This window comes from Thiocapsa sp., assembly GCF_018399035.1.
Lineage (GTDB): Bacteria > Pseudomonadota > Gammaproteobacteria > Chromatiales > Chromatiaceae > Thiocapsa.
Window position 1 is genome coordinate 493,885 of record NZ_CP073760.1, and the last position, 15,545, is coordinate 509,429.

General features: G+C 64.1%; 16 protein-coding genes. 13 read left to right on the forward strand and 3 right to left on the reverse strand.

Annotated elements, in window-relative coordinates; all coding sequences use genetic code 11:
* Positions 1–13 precede the first annotated feature (13 nt).
* The 6 genes from pabC (at position 14) to KFB96_RS02355 (ending at position 4,966) form a co-directional block, all read left to right on the forward strand.
* A complete protein-coding gene (gene pabC / locus KFB96_RS02330) occupies positions 14–922 on the forward strand; it encodes an aminodeoxychorismate lyase (protein ID WP_300988720.1) in 909 nt (302 codons plus the stop codon).
* On the forward strand, positions 919–1,920 hold the full coding sequence (gene mltG, locus KFB96_RS02335) for an endolytic transglycosylase MltG (RefSeq protein ID WP_213458773.1): 1,002 nt from the start codon (positions 919–921) through the stop codon (positions 1,918–1,920). Before pabC ends, mltG begins: the two co-directional genes overlap by 4 nt.
* A complete protein-coding gene (tmk, locus tag KFB96_RS02340; protein WP_213458774.1) occupies positions 1,917–2,624 on the forward strand; it encodes a dTMP kinase in 708 nt (235 codons plus the stop codon). The genes mltG and tmk overlap by 4 nt, the downstream gene beginning before the upstream one ends.
* On the forward strand, positions 2,621–3,649 hold the full coding sequence (holB, locus tag KFB96_RS02345; RefSeq protein WP_213458775.1) for a DNA polymerase III subunit delta': 1,029 nt from the start codon (positions 2,621–2,623) through the stop codon (positions 3,647–3,649). Before tmk ends, holB begins: the two co-directional genes overlap by 4 nt.
* A gap of 3 nt (positions 3,650–3,652) precedes the next feature.
* Positions 3,653–4,024 (forward strand): PilZ domain-containing protein, encoded by a 372-nt coding sequence (locus KFB96_RS02350; RefSeq protein ID WP_213458776.1) that lies wholly within the window; start codon positions 3,653–3,655, stop codon positions 4,022–4,024.
* A gap of 144 nt (positions 4,025–4,168) precedes the next feature.
* Positions 4,169–4,966: a TatD family hydrolase gene (locus KFB96_RS02355; protein ID WP_213458777.1), complete on the forward strand. Its 798-nt coding sequence runs from the start codon at positions 4,169–4,171 to the stop codon at positions 4,964–4,966.
* Here KFB96_RS02355 and pap read toward each other — a convergent pair.
* Complete coding sequence (gene pap / locus KFB96_RS02360) at positions 4,915–6,474, reverse strand: polyphosphate:AMP phosphotransferase (RefSeq protein WP_213458778.1); 1,560 nt, start codon at positions 6,472–6,474, stop codon at positions 4,915–4,917. The genes KFB96_RS02355 and pap overlap by 52 nt on opposite strands.
* A 290-nt stretch (positions 6,475–6,764) precedes the next feature.
* Between pap and phoU the strand changes: the two genes are divergently transcribed.
* The 3 genes from phoU (at position 6,765) to KFB96_RS02375 (ending at position 9,192) form a co-directional block, all read left to right on the forward strand.
* On the forward strand, positions 6,765–7,430 hold the full coding sequence (gene phoU, locus KFB96_RS02365) for a phosphate signaling complex protein PhoU (protein WP_213458779.1): 666 nt from the start codon (positions 6,765–6,767) through the stop codon (positions 7,428–7,430).
* A gap of 96 nt (positions 7,431–7,526) precedes the next feature.
* Complete coding sequence (locus tag KFB96_RS02370; RefSeq protein ID WP_213458780.1) at positions 7,527–7,994, forward strand: NfeD family protein; 468 nt, start codon at positions 7,527–7,529, stop codon at positions 7,992–7,994.
* 244 nt (positions 7,995–8,238) lie between these two features.
* A complete protein-coding gene (locus tag KFB96_RS02375; RefSeq protein WP_213458781.1) occupies positions 8,239–9,192 on the forward strand; it encodes a stomatin-like protein in 954 nt (317 codons plus the stop codon).
* 125 nt (positions 9,193–9,317) lie between these two features.
* Here KFB96_RS02375 and KFB96_RS02380 read toward each other — a convergent pair whose 3' ends face one another.
* On the reverse strand, positions 9,318–10,877 hold the full coding sequence (locus tag KFB96_RS02380; protein WP_213458782.1) for an undecaprenyl-phosphate glucose phosphotransferase: 1,560 nt from the start codon (positions 10,875–10,877) through the stop codon (positions 9,318–9,320).
* A 502-nt stretch (positions 10,878–11,379) separates the two neighbouring features.
* Positions 11,380–11,736 (reverse strand): Hpt domain-containing protein, encoded by a 357-nt coding sequence (locus tag KFB96_RS02385; RefSeq protein ID WP_213458783.1) that lies wholly within the window; start codon positions 11,734–11,736, stop codon positions 11,380–11,382.
* 172 nt (positions 11,737–11,908) lie between these two features.
* On the opposite strand from KFB96_RS02385, the gene cysM reads away from it, so the two are divergent.
* The 4 genes from cysM to KFB96_RS02405 all read left to right on the forward strand — a co-directional run bounded on the left by cysM (position 11,909) and on the right by KFB96_RS02405 (position 15,531).
* A complete protein-coding gene (gene cysM, locus KFB96_RS02390; protein WP_213458784.1) occupies positions 11,909–12,799 on the forward strand; it encodes a cysteine synthase CysM in 891 nt (296 codons plus the stop codon).
* A gap of 50 nt (positions 12,800–12,849) precedes the next feature.
* The gene (gene rlmD / locus KFB96_RS02395) at positions 12,850–14,175 is read left to right on the forward strand and encodes a 23S rRNA (uracil(1939)-C(5))-methyltransferase RlmD (RefSeq protein ID WP_213458785.1); all 1,326 of its coding nucleotides are present in this window, start codon (positions 12,850–12,852) and stop codon (positions 14,173–14,175) included.
* 301 nt (positions 14,176–14,476) lie between these two features.
* Positions 14,477–14,944 (forward strand): CYTH domain-containing protein, encoded by a 468-nt coding sequence (locus tag KFB96_RS02400; protein ID WP_213458786.1) that lies wholly within the window; start codon positions 14,477–14,479, stop codon positions 14,942–14,944.
* On the forward strand, positions 14,938–15,531 hold the full coding sequence (locus KFB96_RS02405; protein ID WP_300971240.1) for a L,D-transpeptidase: 594 nt from the start codon (positions 14,938–14,940) through the stop codon (positions 15,529–15,531). Before KFB96_RS02400 ends, KFB96_RS02405 begins: the two co-directional genes overlap by 7 nt.
* Positions 15,532–15,545 lie beyond the last annotated feature (14 nt).

Below are 15,545 nucleotides of genomic sequence, written 5' to 3' on the forward strand. Positions count from 1 at the left end.
GCGTCGACGTCGCTTGGTCGGCTCGTCGCCTTCGTCTCCGATCGCCGATCCACCGGATGACGAGGGCGTCGCGGAGGCCGGGATTCGGCGCGTCCTGGTGGACGGGTGCGAGCACGACCGGATCCCCGTCGGTGATCGCGGACTGCACTACGGCGACGGACTGTTCGAGACCATTCTGATTCGCGACGGCAGGCCCTGTCTGTGGGACCGCCATCTGGCGCGGCTCGCGCTCGGCGCCGATCGACTGGGGATCCCGAGGCCGTCGCCATCGCTGTTGCGTGACGAGGTCGTTCGGATCGGCTCCGAGCTCGATCACGGGCTTTTGAAGCTGATCCTCACCCGCGGCGTCGGCGGTCGCGGTTACCGGCCTCCCGCCTCGCCGCACCCTCGGCGCATCCTGCTGTCCTATGCCTCGTCCCCGACTGCCGACCCCTCTGTCGACGGCGGTGTCGCGATCCGCTATTGCGAGACCCCCGCATCCGTGAATCCGCGTCTGGCCGGGATCAAACATCTCAACCGCTTGGACGCAGTCCTTGCCCGTGGGGAATGGGATGATCCGGAGATCGCCGAGGGTCTGATGTGCGACGAGGCCGGTGACCTGGTGGGCGGGACGATGACGAATCTGTTCGTTTGGGACGGTGTCGGACTCGCCACCCCGTCGGTAACGCGTTGCGGGATCGCCGGAACGGTGCGCGCGCTCGTCCTCGAAGCCGCCGCGCGGGCCGGGATCGCCTGCGTCGAGCGACCGGTCACGCGCAGGATGCTCGAGGAGGCGGCCGGGCTCTTCCTGACGAATGCGCGGATCGGCGTCTGGCCGGTGTCGCATCTTGCCGATCGGCGGTTCGACCCCGAACGCCTGCCGCTCGATTTTTTGAGCGCCGTCCGTCGAACGGCGCATACACCCGAATGGCCGGATCCATGATTGCACGCGTCTTACTCGTTCTGGTGCTCGCCGCAGGTGCGATCGGTGCCGGTCTTTGGCTCGACTACGGCGCCTTCCTCAAGGGGCCGGTGCCCTTGCCCGAGGAGAGCACCATCCTCGATATCCCGCGCGGGACATCGCTGCGTGGACTAGCGCGTCGAATGACCGACGAGGGAATCCTGCAACACCCCTATTACTTCATCGCCTTGGCCTACCGGCAAGGGGATCAGGCCCGGATCAAGGCCGGCGAGTTCGAGTTGACCGCCGGGATGACGCCGGTCGATGTCCTGGCGCGCTTCACCTCCGGTCAGGTCGTACAACATCCGGTCACCTTGGTCGAGGGCTGGACCTTTCGGCAGGCCGTCGCGGCGATCGAGGCACAGGAGCGTTTCACGGGTGACCTGTCGACGCTGTCCGACGAGGACCTGATGGCCAAGCTCGGTCGACCCGGCGAGCATCCCGAAGGGCGCCTCTTCCCGGACACTTACCGCTTTCCGCGCGACACGCCGCGCCTGTCGGTCCTGCAACGTGCCTTCGAGCGCATGGAGCAGATCCTGGCCGAAGAATGGGCGGAGCGCCGCGAGGGGTTGCCGATCGACAGCCCCTACGAGGCCCTGATCCTCGCCTCGATCGTCGAGAAGGAGACGGGCGCCGCGCATGAACGCCCCGAGATCGCGGGTGTCTTCGTGCGCCGACTGCGCAAAGGGATGCGCCTGCAAACCGATCCGACCGTGATCTACGGCATGGGCGAGCGTTACGAGGGTCGCATCCGTCGCGCCGATCTGCGCGAGGCCACCGCCTACAACACCTATGTCATCGACGGCCTGCCGCCGACACCCATCGCCTTGCCCGGGCGCGCCGCCATCCATGCCGTCCTCAACCCCGCGGACGGGGACAGCCTCTATTTCGTCTCGCGCGGCGACGGCACGCATGTCTTCTCGGCTACGCTCGACGCACACAACCGAGCGGTTCGTCGCTATATCCTGGGTGAGCCATGAGCCTTTCGAGCGCGCTGAATCCGAAACCGGAGCGCGGCTGCTTCATCACGCTGGAAGGCATCGAGGGCGCAGGCAAGTCGACACACATCGCCTCGCTCGCGGCGCTCCTGTCGTCGCTGGGTATCGCGGTCGTGACGACGCGCGAGCCCGGAGGCTCGCCGATTGCCGAGCGGATCCGCACCTTGCTGCTCGATTCGGCCAACACCGGGATGGACGGGACCGCCGAGCTGCTTCTCATGTTCGCGGCACGCGCCGAGCATCTGGCCAAGAGGATCCGACCTGCACTGGAATCCGGCGCCTGGGTGCTGTGCGATCGCTTTACCGACGCCACCTACGCCTATCAAGGCGGGGGCCGCGGGTTGGATCCGCAGCGCATTGCGGTGCTCGAGACGCTGGTTCAGGGCGACCTGCGGCCGGATCTGACTCTCCTTTTCGATCTTGCGCCCGCGCTTGGACTTGACCGCGCACGCGGTCGCGGGGCTGCCGATCGATTCGAGTCCGAGACCCTGCACTTCTTCGAGGCGGTGCGCAGGGTCTATCTCGAACGGGCGCATGCGAGCCCGGAGCGCTATCGTCTGATCGATGCGGCGGCGCCCTTGAGCGTCGTCGGCGAGCAGGCGGGACGAGCCTTGCGTCGCCTCGTCGAGACCCGTCGGGGCGAGACCGCCGATGCGTCCGGCGCCGGAGCCGGGGCCGAGGCGTGACCGAGCCGACACCGCTCGCATTCGACGCAGCTTTGCCCTGGTTGGCGGAGGATTGGATGCGCTTGAATCAGGCGCGCCGAGACGGGCGACTCGCACATGGCCTCTTGTTCAGCGGTCCGCGCGGCATCGGCAAGCGTCATCTCGTCGAGCTGCTGGCCCGCTCGATGCTGTGCGGCACGCCGACGGCGGACGGGCTCGCCTGCGGACGCTGCGCGGATTGCGCCCTGATCGCCGCCGCAAGCCATCCCGATCTGTTGCGTGTCGGACCGGATCCCGAGGCGAAATCCGAAGAGATCCCGGTCGCGGCGATCCGCGCGCTGGTGGAGCGGGGCGCACTGACACCGAGCCGGGCCGCGTGGAAGGTCACCCTCGTGGATCCCGCGGATCATCTCAACGCCGCGGCCGCCAACGCCCTGCTCAAGACCCTCGAGGAGCCGCCCGGATCCGCGCTCATCGTCCTGGTGACGGAGCAGCCCGGGCGCCTGCCGGCGACCATTCGCAGCCGTTGCGGTCAGATCCGCATCCCGACGCCGTCCACCGCGGATGCGCTCGCCTGGCTGGCCGGACGGATTCCCCGGGAGACCGCCGCCTTGCGCCTCTGTCTCGCGCATGGCGGACCGCTGCGTGCGGTGGACGAGCTCGACGACGCCCGGCTCGAGCAGCGGCGCGAGCGGATCGCCGGGTTCCTCGCGATCGCCCGCGGGGAGCGCGACCCGCTTGCGGAGGCGTCGGCTTGGAACGGCCTCGGACCACGGCTATGCTTGGATTGGTTGTCCGGCTGGCTGGTCGACCTGGTGCGTCTGGCCGTAAGCGAGCACCCGACACGGCTCGATAACCCGGATCAACGCGAGGCCTTGCGCACGCTCGCACGGCGTCTTGAGCCAGCCTCTCTGCATCGGCTCCTGCAACGCGTCCTGCGTGCGCGTGCCCTGGTGGAAACCAGGGCAAATCCCCAACTGCTGCTTGAATCCTTGTCGATCGAATGGCTCCGCGTCGGTGCGGGGCAAGCCCTCAGGAGATCTTGACCCATGGCGATACCGGGCGCGTCCAACGGGTCCCTCGCGGGACAGCAGCGTATCCTCAGCTTCGCGATCAAGGACAAGGCTGCGCTCTATGCCGCCTTCATGCCCTTCGTCAAAAACGGCGGACTCTTCATCCCGACAACGAAACGCTACCAGCTCGGCGACGAGATCTTTCTTCTGCTGCAGTTGATGGAGGAGACCGAGCGCATCCCGGTTGCCGGCAAGGTGGTCTGGGTCACGCCGCCGGGTGCCGAGGGCAGCCGTGCGATCGGGGTCGGCGTGCAGTTCAGCGACCAGGATAAGGGGATGGCCCGCCGCAAGATCGAGGACTATCTCGTCGGCGTGCTCAACTCGGATCGTCCCACACACACCATGTAGTGTAGCCGTGCAGAGATTCCGAGACCGTCCGAGATCATCTTCGTTGTCGTTGTCGTAGCCCTATCGATTGTCGATTACGACAACGACAACGACAACGACAACGAACGGTATGGATACATCTGCCGTGCTGCACTAGGAGAGCGAATGTTCGTCGATTCCCATTGTCACCTCGATCGGGTGGATCTTCGCCGATACGATGGCGACTTCACCGGTCTCATGCAGGCGACCGCCGACGCCGGGGTCACCCATATGCTCTGCGTCTCGATCGATCTGGAGCACTATCCGGACATGCGACGCCTGGTCGATCCCTTCGAGCAGGTCGCCGTCTCGGTCGGCGTGCATCCGAACCAGGAGCACGGCGAGGAGCCGACCGTGGAGACCCTGGTGGCTCTGGCGGCGGATCCGCGAAACGTCGCGATCGGCGAGACCGGACTGGACTATTTCCATCGCGATCTGGATCCCGCTCGGCAGCGCGAGCGTTTCCGCGTTCACATTGCCGCGGCACGCGCGTGCGGAAAACCGCTGATTATCCACACGCGCGATGCGCGCGAGGACACGATTGCGGTCCTGCGCGAGGAGGGTGCCGATGCGGTCGGCGGGGTGCTGCACTGCTTCACCGAGAATTGGGAGATGGCGAAGGCCGGCATGGATCTGGGTTTTTATGTCTCCTTTTCCGGGATCGTCACCTTCAAGAACGCCGAGGAGCTGCGCGACGTGGCCCGCCGCGTCCCGCTCGATCGCCTGCTCATCGAGACCGATTCGCCCTACCTTGCACCCATGCCCCATCGCGGCAAACCCAACGAGCCCAAGCTGGTCGCCCATGTCGCGAGCCGTATCGCCGAGCTGCGCGGGATGGATCCGGAGGAGATTGCCGCGGTCACACGCGAGAATTATTTCCGACTGTTCGCTTGCTCGGGCCGTTTGTCGCCGCAGGGTAAATAACCGGCCGTCGGTTCCGGGTCGTGTTTGAGCGCCTCCCGCACGGTGTCGCACACCGTCTTGAGCACCTTGATCCGCGCATAGGGTTTGTCGTTGCCCTCCACCAGGGTCCACGCCGCATGCTTGGTGCTGGTGCGCACCACCATCTCGTTGATCGCGTCCTTGTATTGCGGCCATTTCTCGCGGTTGCGCCAGTCATCTTCGGTGATCTTGTACTGCTTGTACGGGACACTCTCGCGATCCTTGAAGCGTCTGAGCTGCTCGTCCTGGCTGATGTGGATCCAGAATTTGAGCAGGATCACGCCGCTGTCCACGAGCTGCTCCTCGAAGCGATTGATCTCCGAGTAGGCGCGTCGCCACTCGGCATCGCCGGCAAAACCCTCGACCCGTTCGACCAGGACACGTCCGTACCAGGACCGATCGTAGAGTGTGATGTAGCCCGCCCGCGGGATGTGGCGCCAGAAACGCCACAGATAGTGGTGTGACTTCTCCTCGTCGGTGGGCGCGGCGACCGGGATGGCGCGATAGAGGCGCGCATCGATGGCGGTCGTGATCCGGCGGATCGCGCCGCCCTTGCCGCCGGCATCCACACCCTCGAACATCAGCACGGTCGATCGCTTCTTGTTGTAGGCGCTCCAGGCCAGCTCGTTGATCTCGGTCTGCAGGCGCTTCATCTCGGCCTTGTAGGTGTCCTTGTCCAAGGCGAGCGAGAGATCCAGTTGATCGAGGAGCGTGATCTGGGCATTCGCACCGCTCGGCAGCTCCGGACTGCCGCTGCTGGTCTTACGCTCGTCCTGAGGGGTCTCGCCCAGCCGCGAGCGGATGGCGTGCAGAAGGGTCTTGCCGACGGTCAGGTCGCGGTAACGCCTGTCCTCGGCCTCCACCAGATACCAGGGACAGACGCCCCGGTCGGTGTGGCGGATGACCCGCTCGGCGACCTGCTCGAACGCGGCATACTGCTCCGAGAATTTGCTCTTGTCCGGGAGCATCTTCCAGCGACTCTTGTCGTCGCGCGAGAGCTCCTTCAGGCGGGCCTTCTGGTCCTCTTCGGACATGTGGAACCAGAACTTCAGGATGAGTGCGCCGTCCTGGATGAGCATGCGCTCGAAGTCGACGATGCGGTTGAGCTCCCCGTCGAGCTCGGCATCGCTGCAATGTCCCTGAAAGCGATGCTCGATCGGGATCTGATACCAGCCTCCGAAGAGGATCGAGATCTCACCGCGGGGCGGCATGGAGCGCCAAAAGCGCCAGTAGCGAGGACGTGCGCGCTCCTCGTCGGTCTCGTCCCAGAAGGCGAAGGTTTGAACGCCGCGGGTATCCAGCCATTCGTTCAGCCGGTTCACCACCTCGCCCTTGCCTGCCGCCTCGACGCCCGAGATGAGCACGATGACCGGGATATCGGAGTCCTTCAGGTCGCGTTGCGCCGAGAGCAGCTCGGTGCGCAGCGCCTCCTGCTGCTCTTTAAAGTCGTCCTTGCTTACCGAGCGCCCCACTTTTGTCGATTCGAACATGCGTCATATCCTCATGATGCTGGATCCACTTCCGCGAAACGGCCGACTTCGGGGCTATGGTCTTCGCATGAGGCCGATCGAGCAAGCGTTCTAAAGCGCGTCCGGCAGGGTCAATACACCATACGCGTCGGCGCCGGCGTGTGCTGCTCGACAGACGGCGTGGGGGACGCGCTTTAGATATAGAAAATACAATGGGTTACTTGCGGTCACGAAATCGTCAGATTTTCCGGTTAAATTCGGGGAGCGCCAGCGCCGCCCCGACCCGATCGAACCCTGACGGAGAAGTCACCATGTCGAATTTCAACCTGTTGTTGGACAAGAAACGCGATGCCTTGAAGGCCGACCTCCTTGCCCTCGGCGAACAGGTCCGAGAGGCCCTGCAGCGCTCGCTCGACGCCCTGCGTCGACATGACCTGGATCTGGCACGCGCGATCGTTTCCGGGGACGACGAGATCAATCACGAGCGCCGTGTACTGGAGCAGCAGGCGCTCGTCGTGTTGGCGGCCTACCGGCCGGCCGGCTCGGATCTTCGCTTGATCGGCGCGTCCTTGGAGATGATCTCGGAGATGGAGCGGATCGCCGATTATGCCGCCGACATCGCGCGCATCTTGATGCGCTGCGAGGCTCGCTCGCTTCCCGCGGGCCCGGTGGCGCGGTGCGTGGACCTCGGCGACGCGGCGACCGCGATGTTCGTCGCGGCGATGCGCGCCTATGCCCGGGACGCCGACGAGGCGATGGCGCGCGCCGCTGCCGGGCGCGACAACGAGGTCGACAGTGCGGAGCGGGTCCTGATCGAAGAGATCCTCGCCTGGATTCGAACCAACCCGGAGGGCGCGCGAGTCGGCGTGTCGCTCCTGTCGATTGCCCACAACTACGAGCGGGTCGCGGATCGGGCAACCAATCTCGCCGAGCGTGTCGTCTACATCGCGACCGGCCACACACCGGATCTCGATTGATCTGCGATCGGGAGGCATCGACGTATCCCAAGCGCTCGTTCGGATGGTAGAGTTCGCTCGGTATAACGGATGGAGCAATCGGCCCGAGCCTCACCCATGATCGACTGGACCTTTACCCCCGCCTCCCTTTGGACCCTGGTCGGTGTCCTGCTGATCCTGTCCGAGCTCGCGCTGCCCGGCGTGATTGCCGTGTTCTTCGGTGTCGCCGCGCTGCTGGTCGGACTGCTGCTGTTTCTTGATGTCCCGATCGCTCCGCCCGCCCAGATCCTACTGTTCGGTGTGTTGGGTGCCGGGCTTTTGTTGCTCGCGCGTCATCGCCTCAAGCCCTGGTTCCGGGGGCAGGTGGAGACCGGCGGGAGCGGCAGCGAGGTGCTGCCCGACGGCACGCGCGCACGGGCGCAGACCGATTTCGCGCGGGGCGCGGGTGTCGTGACCCTCAACGGTGTTCGCTGGAATGCCGAGTCGGTGGATCCTATCCGTGCGGGCGACCCGGTCTGGCTCACCGGCCGGCGAGGACTTGTCCTGCAGGTCAGCGCAACGCCTCCGAGCACGAGCGAATCTTAAGCCCAGGCAGGAGGCGTGTCGTTACGGAGAGAGCGATCGTCCTGTCTCGTCGAACCCGCGTCAACCGACGGCTCGCAGTATCCGCGAGCGCGGATTCCGGCAGGGGGTTAGGCGATTTTACGAGAATAGGCATCCCTTACGCATAAACCGCGCCGGCTCCAGCGGTTCTGAAATCCGCCGGGGCCGATCCCATCCAAAAACATCGCATACCGCACTGGGCGCGGTTTAGGGGAGAAACAGCACGATGGACGACCTGTACTTCAGCATCAGCACCCTGATCTCGCTCGTCGCGGTGGCGGTGATCGTGATCGCGTTGGCCAAGACGGCGCAGATCGTCCCCCAGCGCTCGGCCTACATCATCGAGCGATTGGGGCGCTATTCGCGCACCCTGGATGCCGGATTCCACATCCTGATCCCCTTCGTGGACCGGGTTGCCTACCGCCATACCCTGAAGGAGGAGGCGCTCGATGTCCCCAAGCAGCAGTGCATCACCAAGGACAACATCGCCGTGAGCGTGGACGGGGTCCTCTACCTTCAGGTGATCGACCCCCAGTCGGCGAGCTACGGCATCACGGACTATCGATTCGCATCCATGAGCCTGGCGCAGACGACGCTGCGCTCCATCATCGGTCAGATCGAGCTGGACCGGACCTTCGAGGAGCGCAGCCGGTTGAACGTAGAGGTCGTCAGCGCACTGGACGAGGCCGCGCAGCCCTGGGGCGTGAAGGTCATGCGCTACGAGATCGCGGACATCGTGATGCCCGGCACCATCACCGACGCACTCGAGCAGCAGATGCGTGCCGAGCGCGAACGCCGGGCGGTGGTGGCCCGCTCGGAGGGCGAGCGTCAAGAGAAGATCAATATCTCAGAGGGTCAGAAGATCCAGGTCATCAATCTCTCCGAAGGCGAGAAGGAGAAGCAGATCAACGAGGCCGAGGGCAAGGCGCGCGAGATTCAGATGCTCGCCGAGGCGACCGCGATCGGGATCGAACGGATCGCCGCAGCCATCGAGAAGCCGGGCGGGAAGGATGCCGTGAGTCTGCGCATCGCCGAGCAGTATGTGCGCGAGTTCGGACGCATCGCCCAGTCCGGGACCACCCTGATCTTGCCTGCGGAGCTGAGTAATATCGGTGCGGCAGTGGCGGGATTGGCCAAGACACTCCAAACGGTGGATACGGCCGAGGCGCGTCGGCTCTGAAGCCTGAGAGTGATGGCGGCAAGGGTCGGTGGCCGGCGTGACCCGAGCCATCCCGGGCGTCGGCCCCCGAAAAGGCGCACCTGCGCCTCTTGACTCCGGCTTCCGGTCGATTCCGGGAAACTCGGTCAATAGGCGTTTTCGGTGTTGAAGAGGGCGAAAGGCGTCCTGAACATGATGTAAAGGTCGAGCAGGATCGACCAATTCTCGATGTAGTAGATGTCGTACTCGACCCGCTTGTGAATCTTTTCGGGCGTGTCGACCTCGCCCCGCCAGCCGTTGACCTGCGCCCATCCGGTGATTCCCGGTTTCACCTTGTGGCGGGCGAAATAGCCGTCGACGACCTGCTCCCAAAGACGTTGGTTCGTATGCGCGTTCACCGCATGGGGGCGCGGACCGACGAGCGACAGCTCCCCGCTCAAGACGTTGAAAATTTGCGGGAGCTCGTCGATCGATGCCTTGCGGATGAAGCGCCCGACCCGGGTGATCCGAGAATCGCCCTTGGTGACCACGCGCTTGGCGAGCGGGTCGGAGAGGTGGTGATACATCGATCGAAACTTAAAAACCTCGATGACCTCGTTGTTGAACCCGTAGCGTTTCTGTCGAAAGAGGATCGGCCCCGGACTATCCAGCCGGATCGCGAGCGCCGTCGCGAGCATGACGGGCGACAACAGGATCAAGGCGGCACTGGCGACCAGCAGATCCAGGATCCGCTTGACGATCGCATCCCAGTCCGCGACCGGCCTGTCGACCACGTTGACAAAGGGTACACCCCCGATGAACGAGGAGGCACGATCGCGAAAGTCCAGACTGGCGGTATGCGCCGAGAGTCGGATATCCACCGGCAGCACCCAGAGCTGTTTGAGAAATTCGAGTAGCCGCCGTTCCGCATTGATCGGAATCGTCACGATCAGCATATCGACATGGGCAATGCGGGCGAACTCGACCAAATCTGCAACGCTGCCGAGTTTCGGGTATCCCGCGACGATGGCGGGCGATCGGTCGTTCTTGCGGTCGTCGAAGATTCCGCAGATGCGTGTCGCTTGGCTCGGCTGCTGCTCGATATCGCGGATCAAATTCGCGGCGGCCTCGCCTCCTCCCACGATCACCGCTCTGTGCTCCAAGCGACCCTTTTTAGTCCAATGGCGCAGCAGAAAAGCGAGTCCGAGGCGCATGCCGAGCAGCGCCAAGAGCGTCATGCCGAACCAGAGTCCGAGCCAATCCGGCGGGAGTGCGGGCCTGTAATCGAACAGGAGCGGGACCCCAAAGAAGGCTCCGAAGATCAGAGAGAGGCCGATCGTGATACGCGTCAGCTGCGGCAGCAGGGTACGCATCACGGAGACCTGGTAACAGTCCGCTGCTTGAAACACCAGCGTGACCAGAACGACGCCTGCGAGGATTGCCAGAACCGCAAGAGGATGAACGGTGACTGCCCCGGCCGCCGAGACCAAGGTCAGCGCACCGAGCGATGCAACGATCACCGCATCGACAACACGGACGACTCCGGTCAAGACAGATGCGGAGATCGTGGATGCCCTGAGGCTCTCTGCAACGGCCAGCGCCTGATCGGAGAGTTTTCGGGTCTTCCGCCCCGGGTCGTCGTCCTTTGAAACCCCTTGCTCTTTTGCGCTCGGATCGACCACAGTCACGCTCTTCAGCAACCTCGCAGAGAGTTCTTCCGGAAACATGATCGACCTCGGATCGGGCGATGAACGACTTGATCGAAAGAATGCAAATTTTGCACCAAAAAGCAAATTCGAGACGCTGGACCTCAACACACCTAAACCGCGTCCAGAGCGAGATGCTCACTTTCGAGTGAGCTCGAAGTTTGGTGAATCCACGACCCTTAGCAGGGGACGCGGTTTAAAATTTTATATTTTTTAATACTTTAAACCGCGCCGGCTCCAGCGGTTCTGAAATCCGCCGGGGCCGATCCCATCCAAAAACATCGCATACCGCACTGGGCGCGGTTCAGTTTATGCGCTGTTTTTTAACGTTGCGCGACGGCTTTGTAACGCAATGGCTCGCCGCAAGCCCGTCGAGCTCGCACCTGATGGGTTGCGCCGATGAGCGTGACGGCTCTATACGGCATTGGAGATCGTCAAAAAACGTCGAAATGTCCGGAAGGGTGTCATTCCGTGATCTGATCGCGGCTCCCTCCTCGGCAGGCATCCGGCGGGTGGGGGTCTGTCAACCACGCAAGGCTTCGAGGAGTCGGCTCGCCTGCGACTCGACAGCGGCAAAGTCCCCCGACACCAGTACCGGATCGCCCCGCCGCGCCGTACGCTCCAACGCTTCGATCGCTTCGTCCAAAGCCGGGACGCCGCAATATCGAGTTGCCCCACGCACCTGATGCGCGTGCTCGGCCAGAGCGACCCAATCGGCCTCCGCAATGCAGGCGCGAAGCTCCTCGATCTCTGCGGGCAACCCCGCCAACAAGACGTCCAGCAACTCGCGAGCAAGATCCGCGTCCCCACCCGCGCTCGCGAGTGCAGCGGTATCGTCTCGAGCCGGCAAGCCGTCAAGCTTGGAGCGTTGATCGATCATGCGTATCGCCGTCCAAAAAAGTCGCCTCCATACCGATACTCTAAAGGTTTAACGCCCGCGACGTCCAGACAGAGCCGGACGAGTGCTGTTGCAGCTTGGTCGATGTTCGATGCTGGTGCAGAATGACCACAGCCAACCTCATCCCGCGGCGCGACGCCGATGTGAGCAGAAGATGCCCTATCCAACGATCGAAGACTTCGTCGGCCAAACGCCGCTCGTGAGACTCCAGCGCCTTCCCGGCGACACCGGCAACCTCATTCTCGCCAAGCTCGAGGGCAACAATCCGGCTGGATCGGTCAAGGACCGACCGGCCGTGAACATGATCCGCCGTGCCGAGGAGCGCGGGAGCATCAAACCCGGCGACACACTCATCGAGGCAACCAGCGGCAACACCGGCATCGCGCTCGCCATGGCGGCGGCGATCAAGGGTTACCGGATGGTGCTGATCATGCCTGAGCACATGAGTGCCGAGCGGCGCGGCGTCATGCGCAGCTTCGGCGCCGAGATCATACTGACGCCCAAGGCGGGCAGCATGGAGGCGGCCATCGATCTGGCGAACGCGATGGAGGCGCGCGGGCAGGGGATCCGGCTCGATCAGTTCTCGAATCCCGACAATCCGGCCGCTCACTACGAGTCGACAGGTCCGGAGATCTGGCGTGATACCGACGGACAGGTCACCCATTTCGTCAGCGCGATGGGCACGACCGGGACCATCATGGGGACAGGCCGTTATCTGAAGGAGCAGAATCCTGCGATCCGGATCGTCGGCGTCCAACCCGAGGAGGGTTCCAGCATTCCGGGGATTCGGCGGTGGCCCGAGGCCTATCTGCCGAAGATCTTCGATCCCGCCGGGGTGGATCGCGTGATCGACGTCTCTCAGGAGCGTGCAGAGCAGACCGCCCGCGAGCTGGCGGCGCGCGAAGGGATCTTTGCGGGGGTCTCGTCCGGCGGTTGTATCGCCGCGGCATTGACGCTCTCCCGGGAGGTGCAAGACGCGGTCATCGTGGCGATCGTGTGCGACCGCGGCGATCGGTATCTGTCGACCGGGGTCTTTCCGGCCTAGGGGGAGCCCCCGGTTTTTGTTTTATTGCTTGAGTGTCGAGGACGCAGTCCGTGTCGAGAAAACGCAAACCACTTCCGCAGGAGCCTGTCGAGGCCGAGATCGAGGGCCTCACGCACGAGGGTCGCGGATTGGCGCACTTCGACGGCAAGGCGGTCTTTATCGACGGCGCACTCGCCGGGGAGCGGGTGCGTTTTCGGTATACGCGTATCCAGCGTCGCTTCGACGAAGGTGTCGTCGTCGAGGTGCTGCGACCGTCGCCCGAGCGCGTGGTGCCCAAGTGCAGCCATTTCGGTGTCTGCGGCGGTTGCAGCCTGCAGCATATGGATGCGGGTGCCCAGATTCGCGCCAAGCAGGACAGTCTTGCGGACGTGCTCTCGCGCATCGGGAAGGTGACCCCGCAGACCTGGCTCGCGCCCTTGACGGCGGGTGCTTGGGGGTACCGGCGCAAGGCGCGGCTCGGTGTGCGTTATGTGGCCAAGAAAGGCCGTACGCTCGTGGGTTTTCGCGAGCGGGGGAATGCCTTCATCACCGACATCGGCCGCTGCGAGGTGCTTCACCCGAGTGTCGGGGCGCATTTACAGGCGATCGGGGCCGCGGTGGATGCCCTGAGCATCCGCGAGCAGGTGCCTCAGATCGAGGTGGCGATGGGCGATACGCCGCCGGTCTTGGTGTTCCGCGCCTTGAGTCCGCCAAGTGCGGCCGACTTGGGCGTGCTCGAGGCGCTCGGCGAGAGCGAGGGTTTCCACATCTATCTTCAGGAGGCTGGACCGGAGAGCATCCGGCCGCTGCCCGGTCAGGGGATCACCCTGCATTACGAGCTGCCGCGCTACGCTCTGCGGATCGAGTTCGAGCCGACCGACTTCACCCAGGTCAACCTGGAGCTGAATCGGTCGATGCTTGACCAGGCGCTCGCACTCCTGGATGTCCAGGCCGACGAGCGGGTGTTGGACCTCTTCTGCGGCGTGGGCAACTTCACCTTGCCGCTCGCCCGTCAGGCCCAAGCGGTTGTCGGGGTTGAAGGTGATGCCGGATTGGTGGCGCGTGCAGAGGCGAATGCGGACTTGAACAAGATCGGGAACGCCCGCTTCTATACGGCTGATCTGTATGGCGCGCTCGATCAGGAGCCCTGGTCGCGCGAGGGCTTCACCAAGGCACTGCTGGATCCGCCTCGCAGCGGTGCGCTCGAGGTGCTCGACTGGCTACCGCGGCTCGGGGTCGAGAAGGTGCTCTACGTATCCTGCTATCCGACGACACTCGCGCGCGATGCCGATCGTCTCGTGAATGCGCTTGGATATCGGCTTGTTTCGGCGGGGGTGATGGATATGTTTCCGCAGACGGCCCATGTGGAGTCGATGGCGCTGTTCGAGCGTTGCTGAATCGCGTCTTCGGCGCGGTATGTTGGGTTGTCGGCTCGGTGCGCGTGTGCGTCCGACCATCTTGGTCGGAGCTGACGCGATTCAGGAATTTATAGTCGGGCCAATGCGGCCATCACCCGGCCGGCGAGCCATCGCATGGATGCGATCGTCAAGGCGGCCTAGCCCTACGCATGAAGCACGCTTTGCGCGAAGCAATTGACGAATTCCGGTTCAATTCTAAACCGCGCCGACGAAAAGGCTTCTGGTTGCTCGGGGCATGCGAGCCCTGATCAGTTCTATATATTCACTCCGGGCGCGGTTTATGGGCCTTGAAATCGAGCGTAAGTTTCTGGTGAAGAACGCATCCTGGCGCGATGCCGTCGAGGAGCGCGAGCCGATTCTCCAGGGCTATCTGGCGGAGGCGGGTCGTGCCACGGTCCGGGTGAGGGCGAAGGGGGATCGCGGATTTCTGACCATCAAGGGCAGGACGACGGGGGTGACCCGCTCCGAATTCGAGTACGAGATCCCGATCGAGGAGGCTCGGGTCATGCTGGAGAGCTTGAGCAGTCTGCCGGTCATCGACAAGGTGCGACACCGGGTGCGGTGCGGCGCCCATCTCTGGGATGTCGATGTCTTCGCCGGCGAGAACGCCGGACTGGTGCTCGCGGAGATCGAGCTGACGTCGGAGGAGGAGCCGTTCGAGCTGCCGGATTGGGCCGGAGCAGAGGTCTCGGATGATCCGCGCTATTACAACTCGAACCTGGCGCGCCATCCGTTCAGCCGATGGTGAAGGGGCGTCAGCGCGATGCCGAGATGTGGTGGCACTCGAGACACATCCTGATCGATATCGACCGTCAAGCGCTCGGTCTCTACGAGGGTGCGCGGCGACTGGGCGAGTATCGGGTATCGACTGGGCTCAATGGCGTGGGTGAGCAGCTTGGCAGCGGCTGCACGCCTCGCGGTCTGCATCGGGTGCGGATCCGTATCGGCGAGAGGTGCCCGCTCGGGACCGTTTTCCGCGGGCGCCGACCGACCGGCGAGATCTACGACAGCGCTTTTGCCGCGGAGCATCCGGGACGCGATTGGATCTTGACCCGGATCCTTTGGTTGACCGGGTGCGAGTCGGGCCGCAACCGCGGCGGCTGTGTGGATACCCTGCGCCGGTTCATCTACATCCATGGCTGTCCGGAGACCGAGCCGATGGGCGTCGCGCGCTCTCATGGCTGCATCCGCATGCACGGCCCCGAGCTGATCGAGCTCTTCGATCGCACGCCTGCCGGAACGCCTGTGCTGCTGTTCGGCACGGGTGAGCCGGAACCGTCGGCAGTGAGTTCGGCGTTTGCTGCATCCACGGCCATTCGCGGGAACGCGGTTTAAAATCATATATTTTT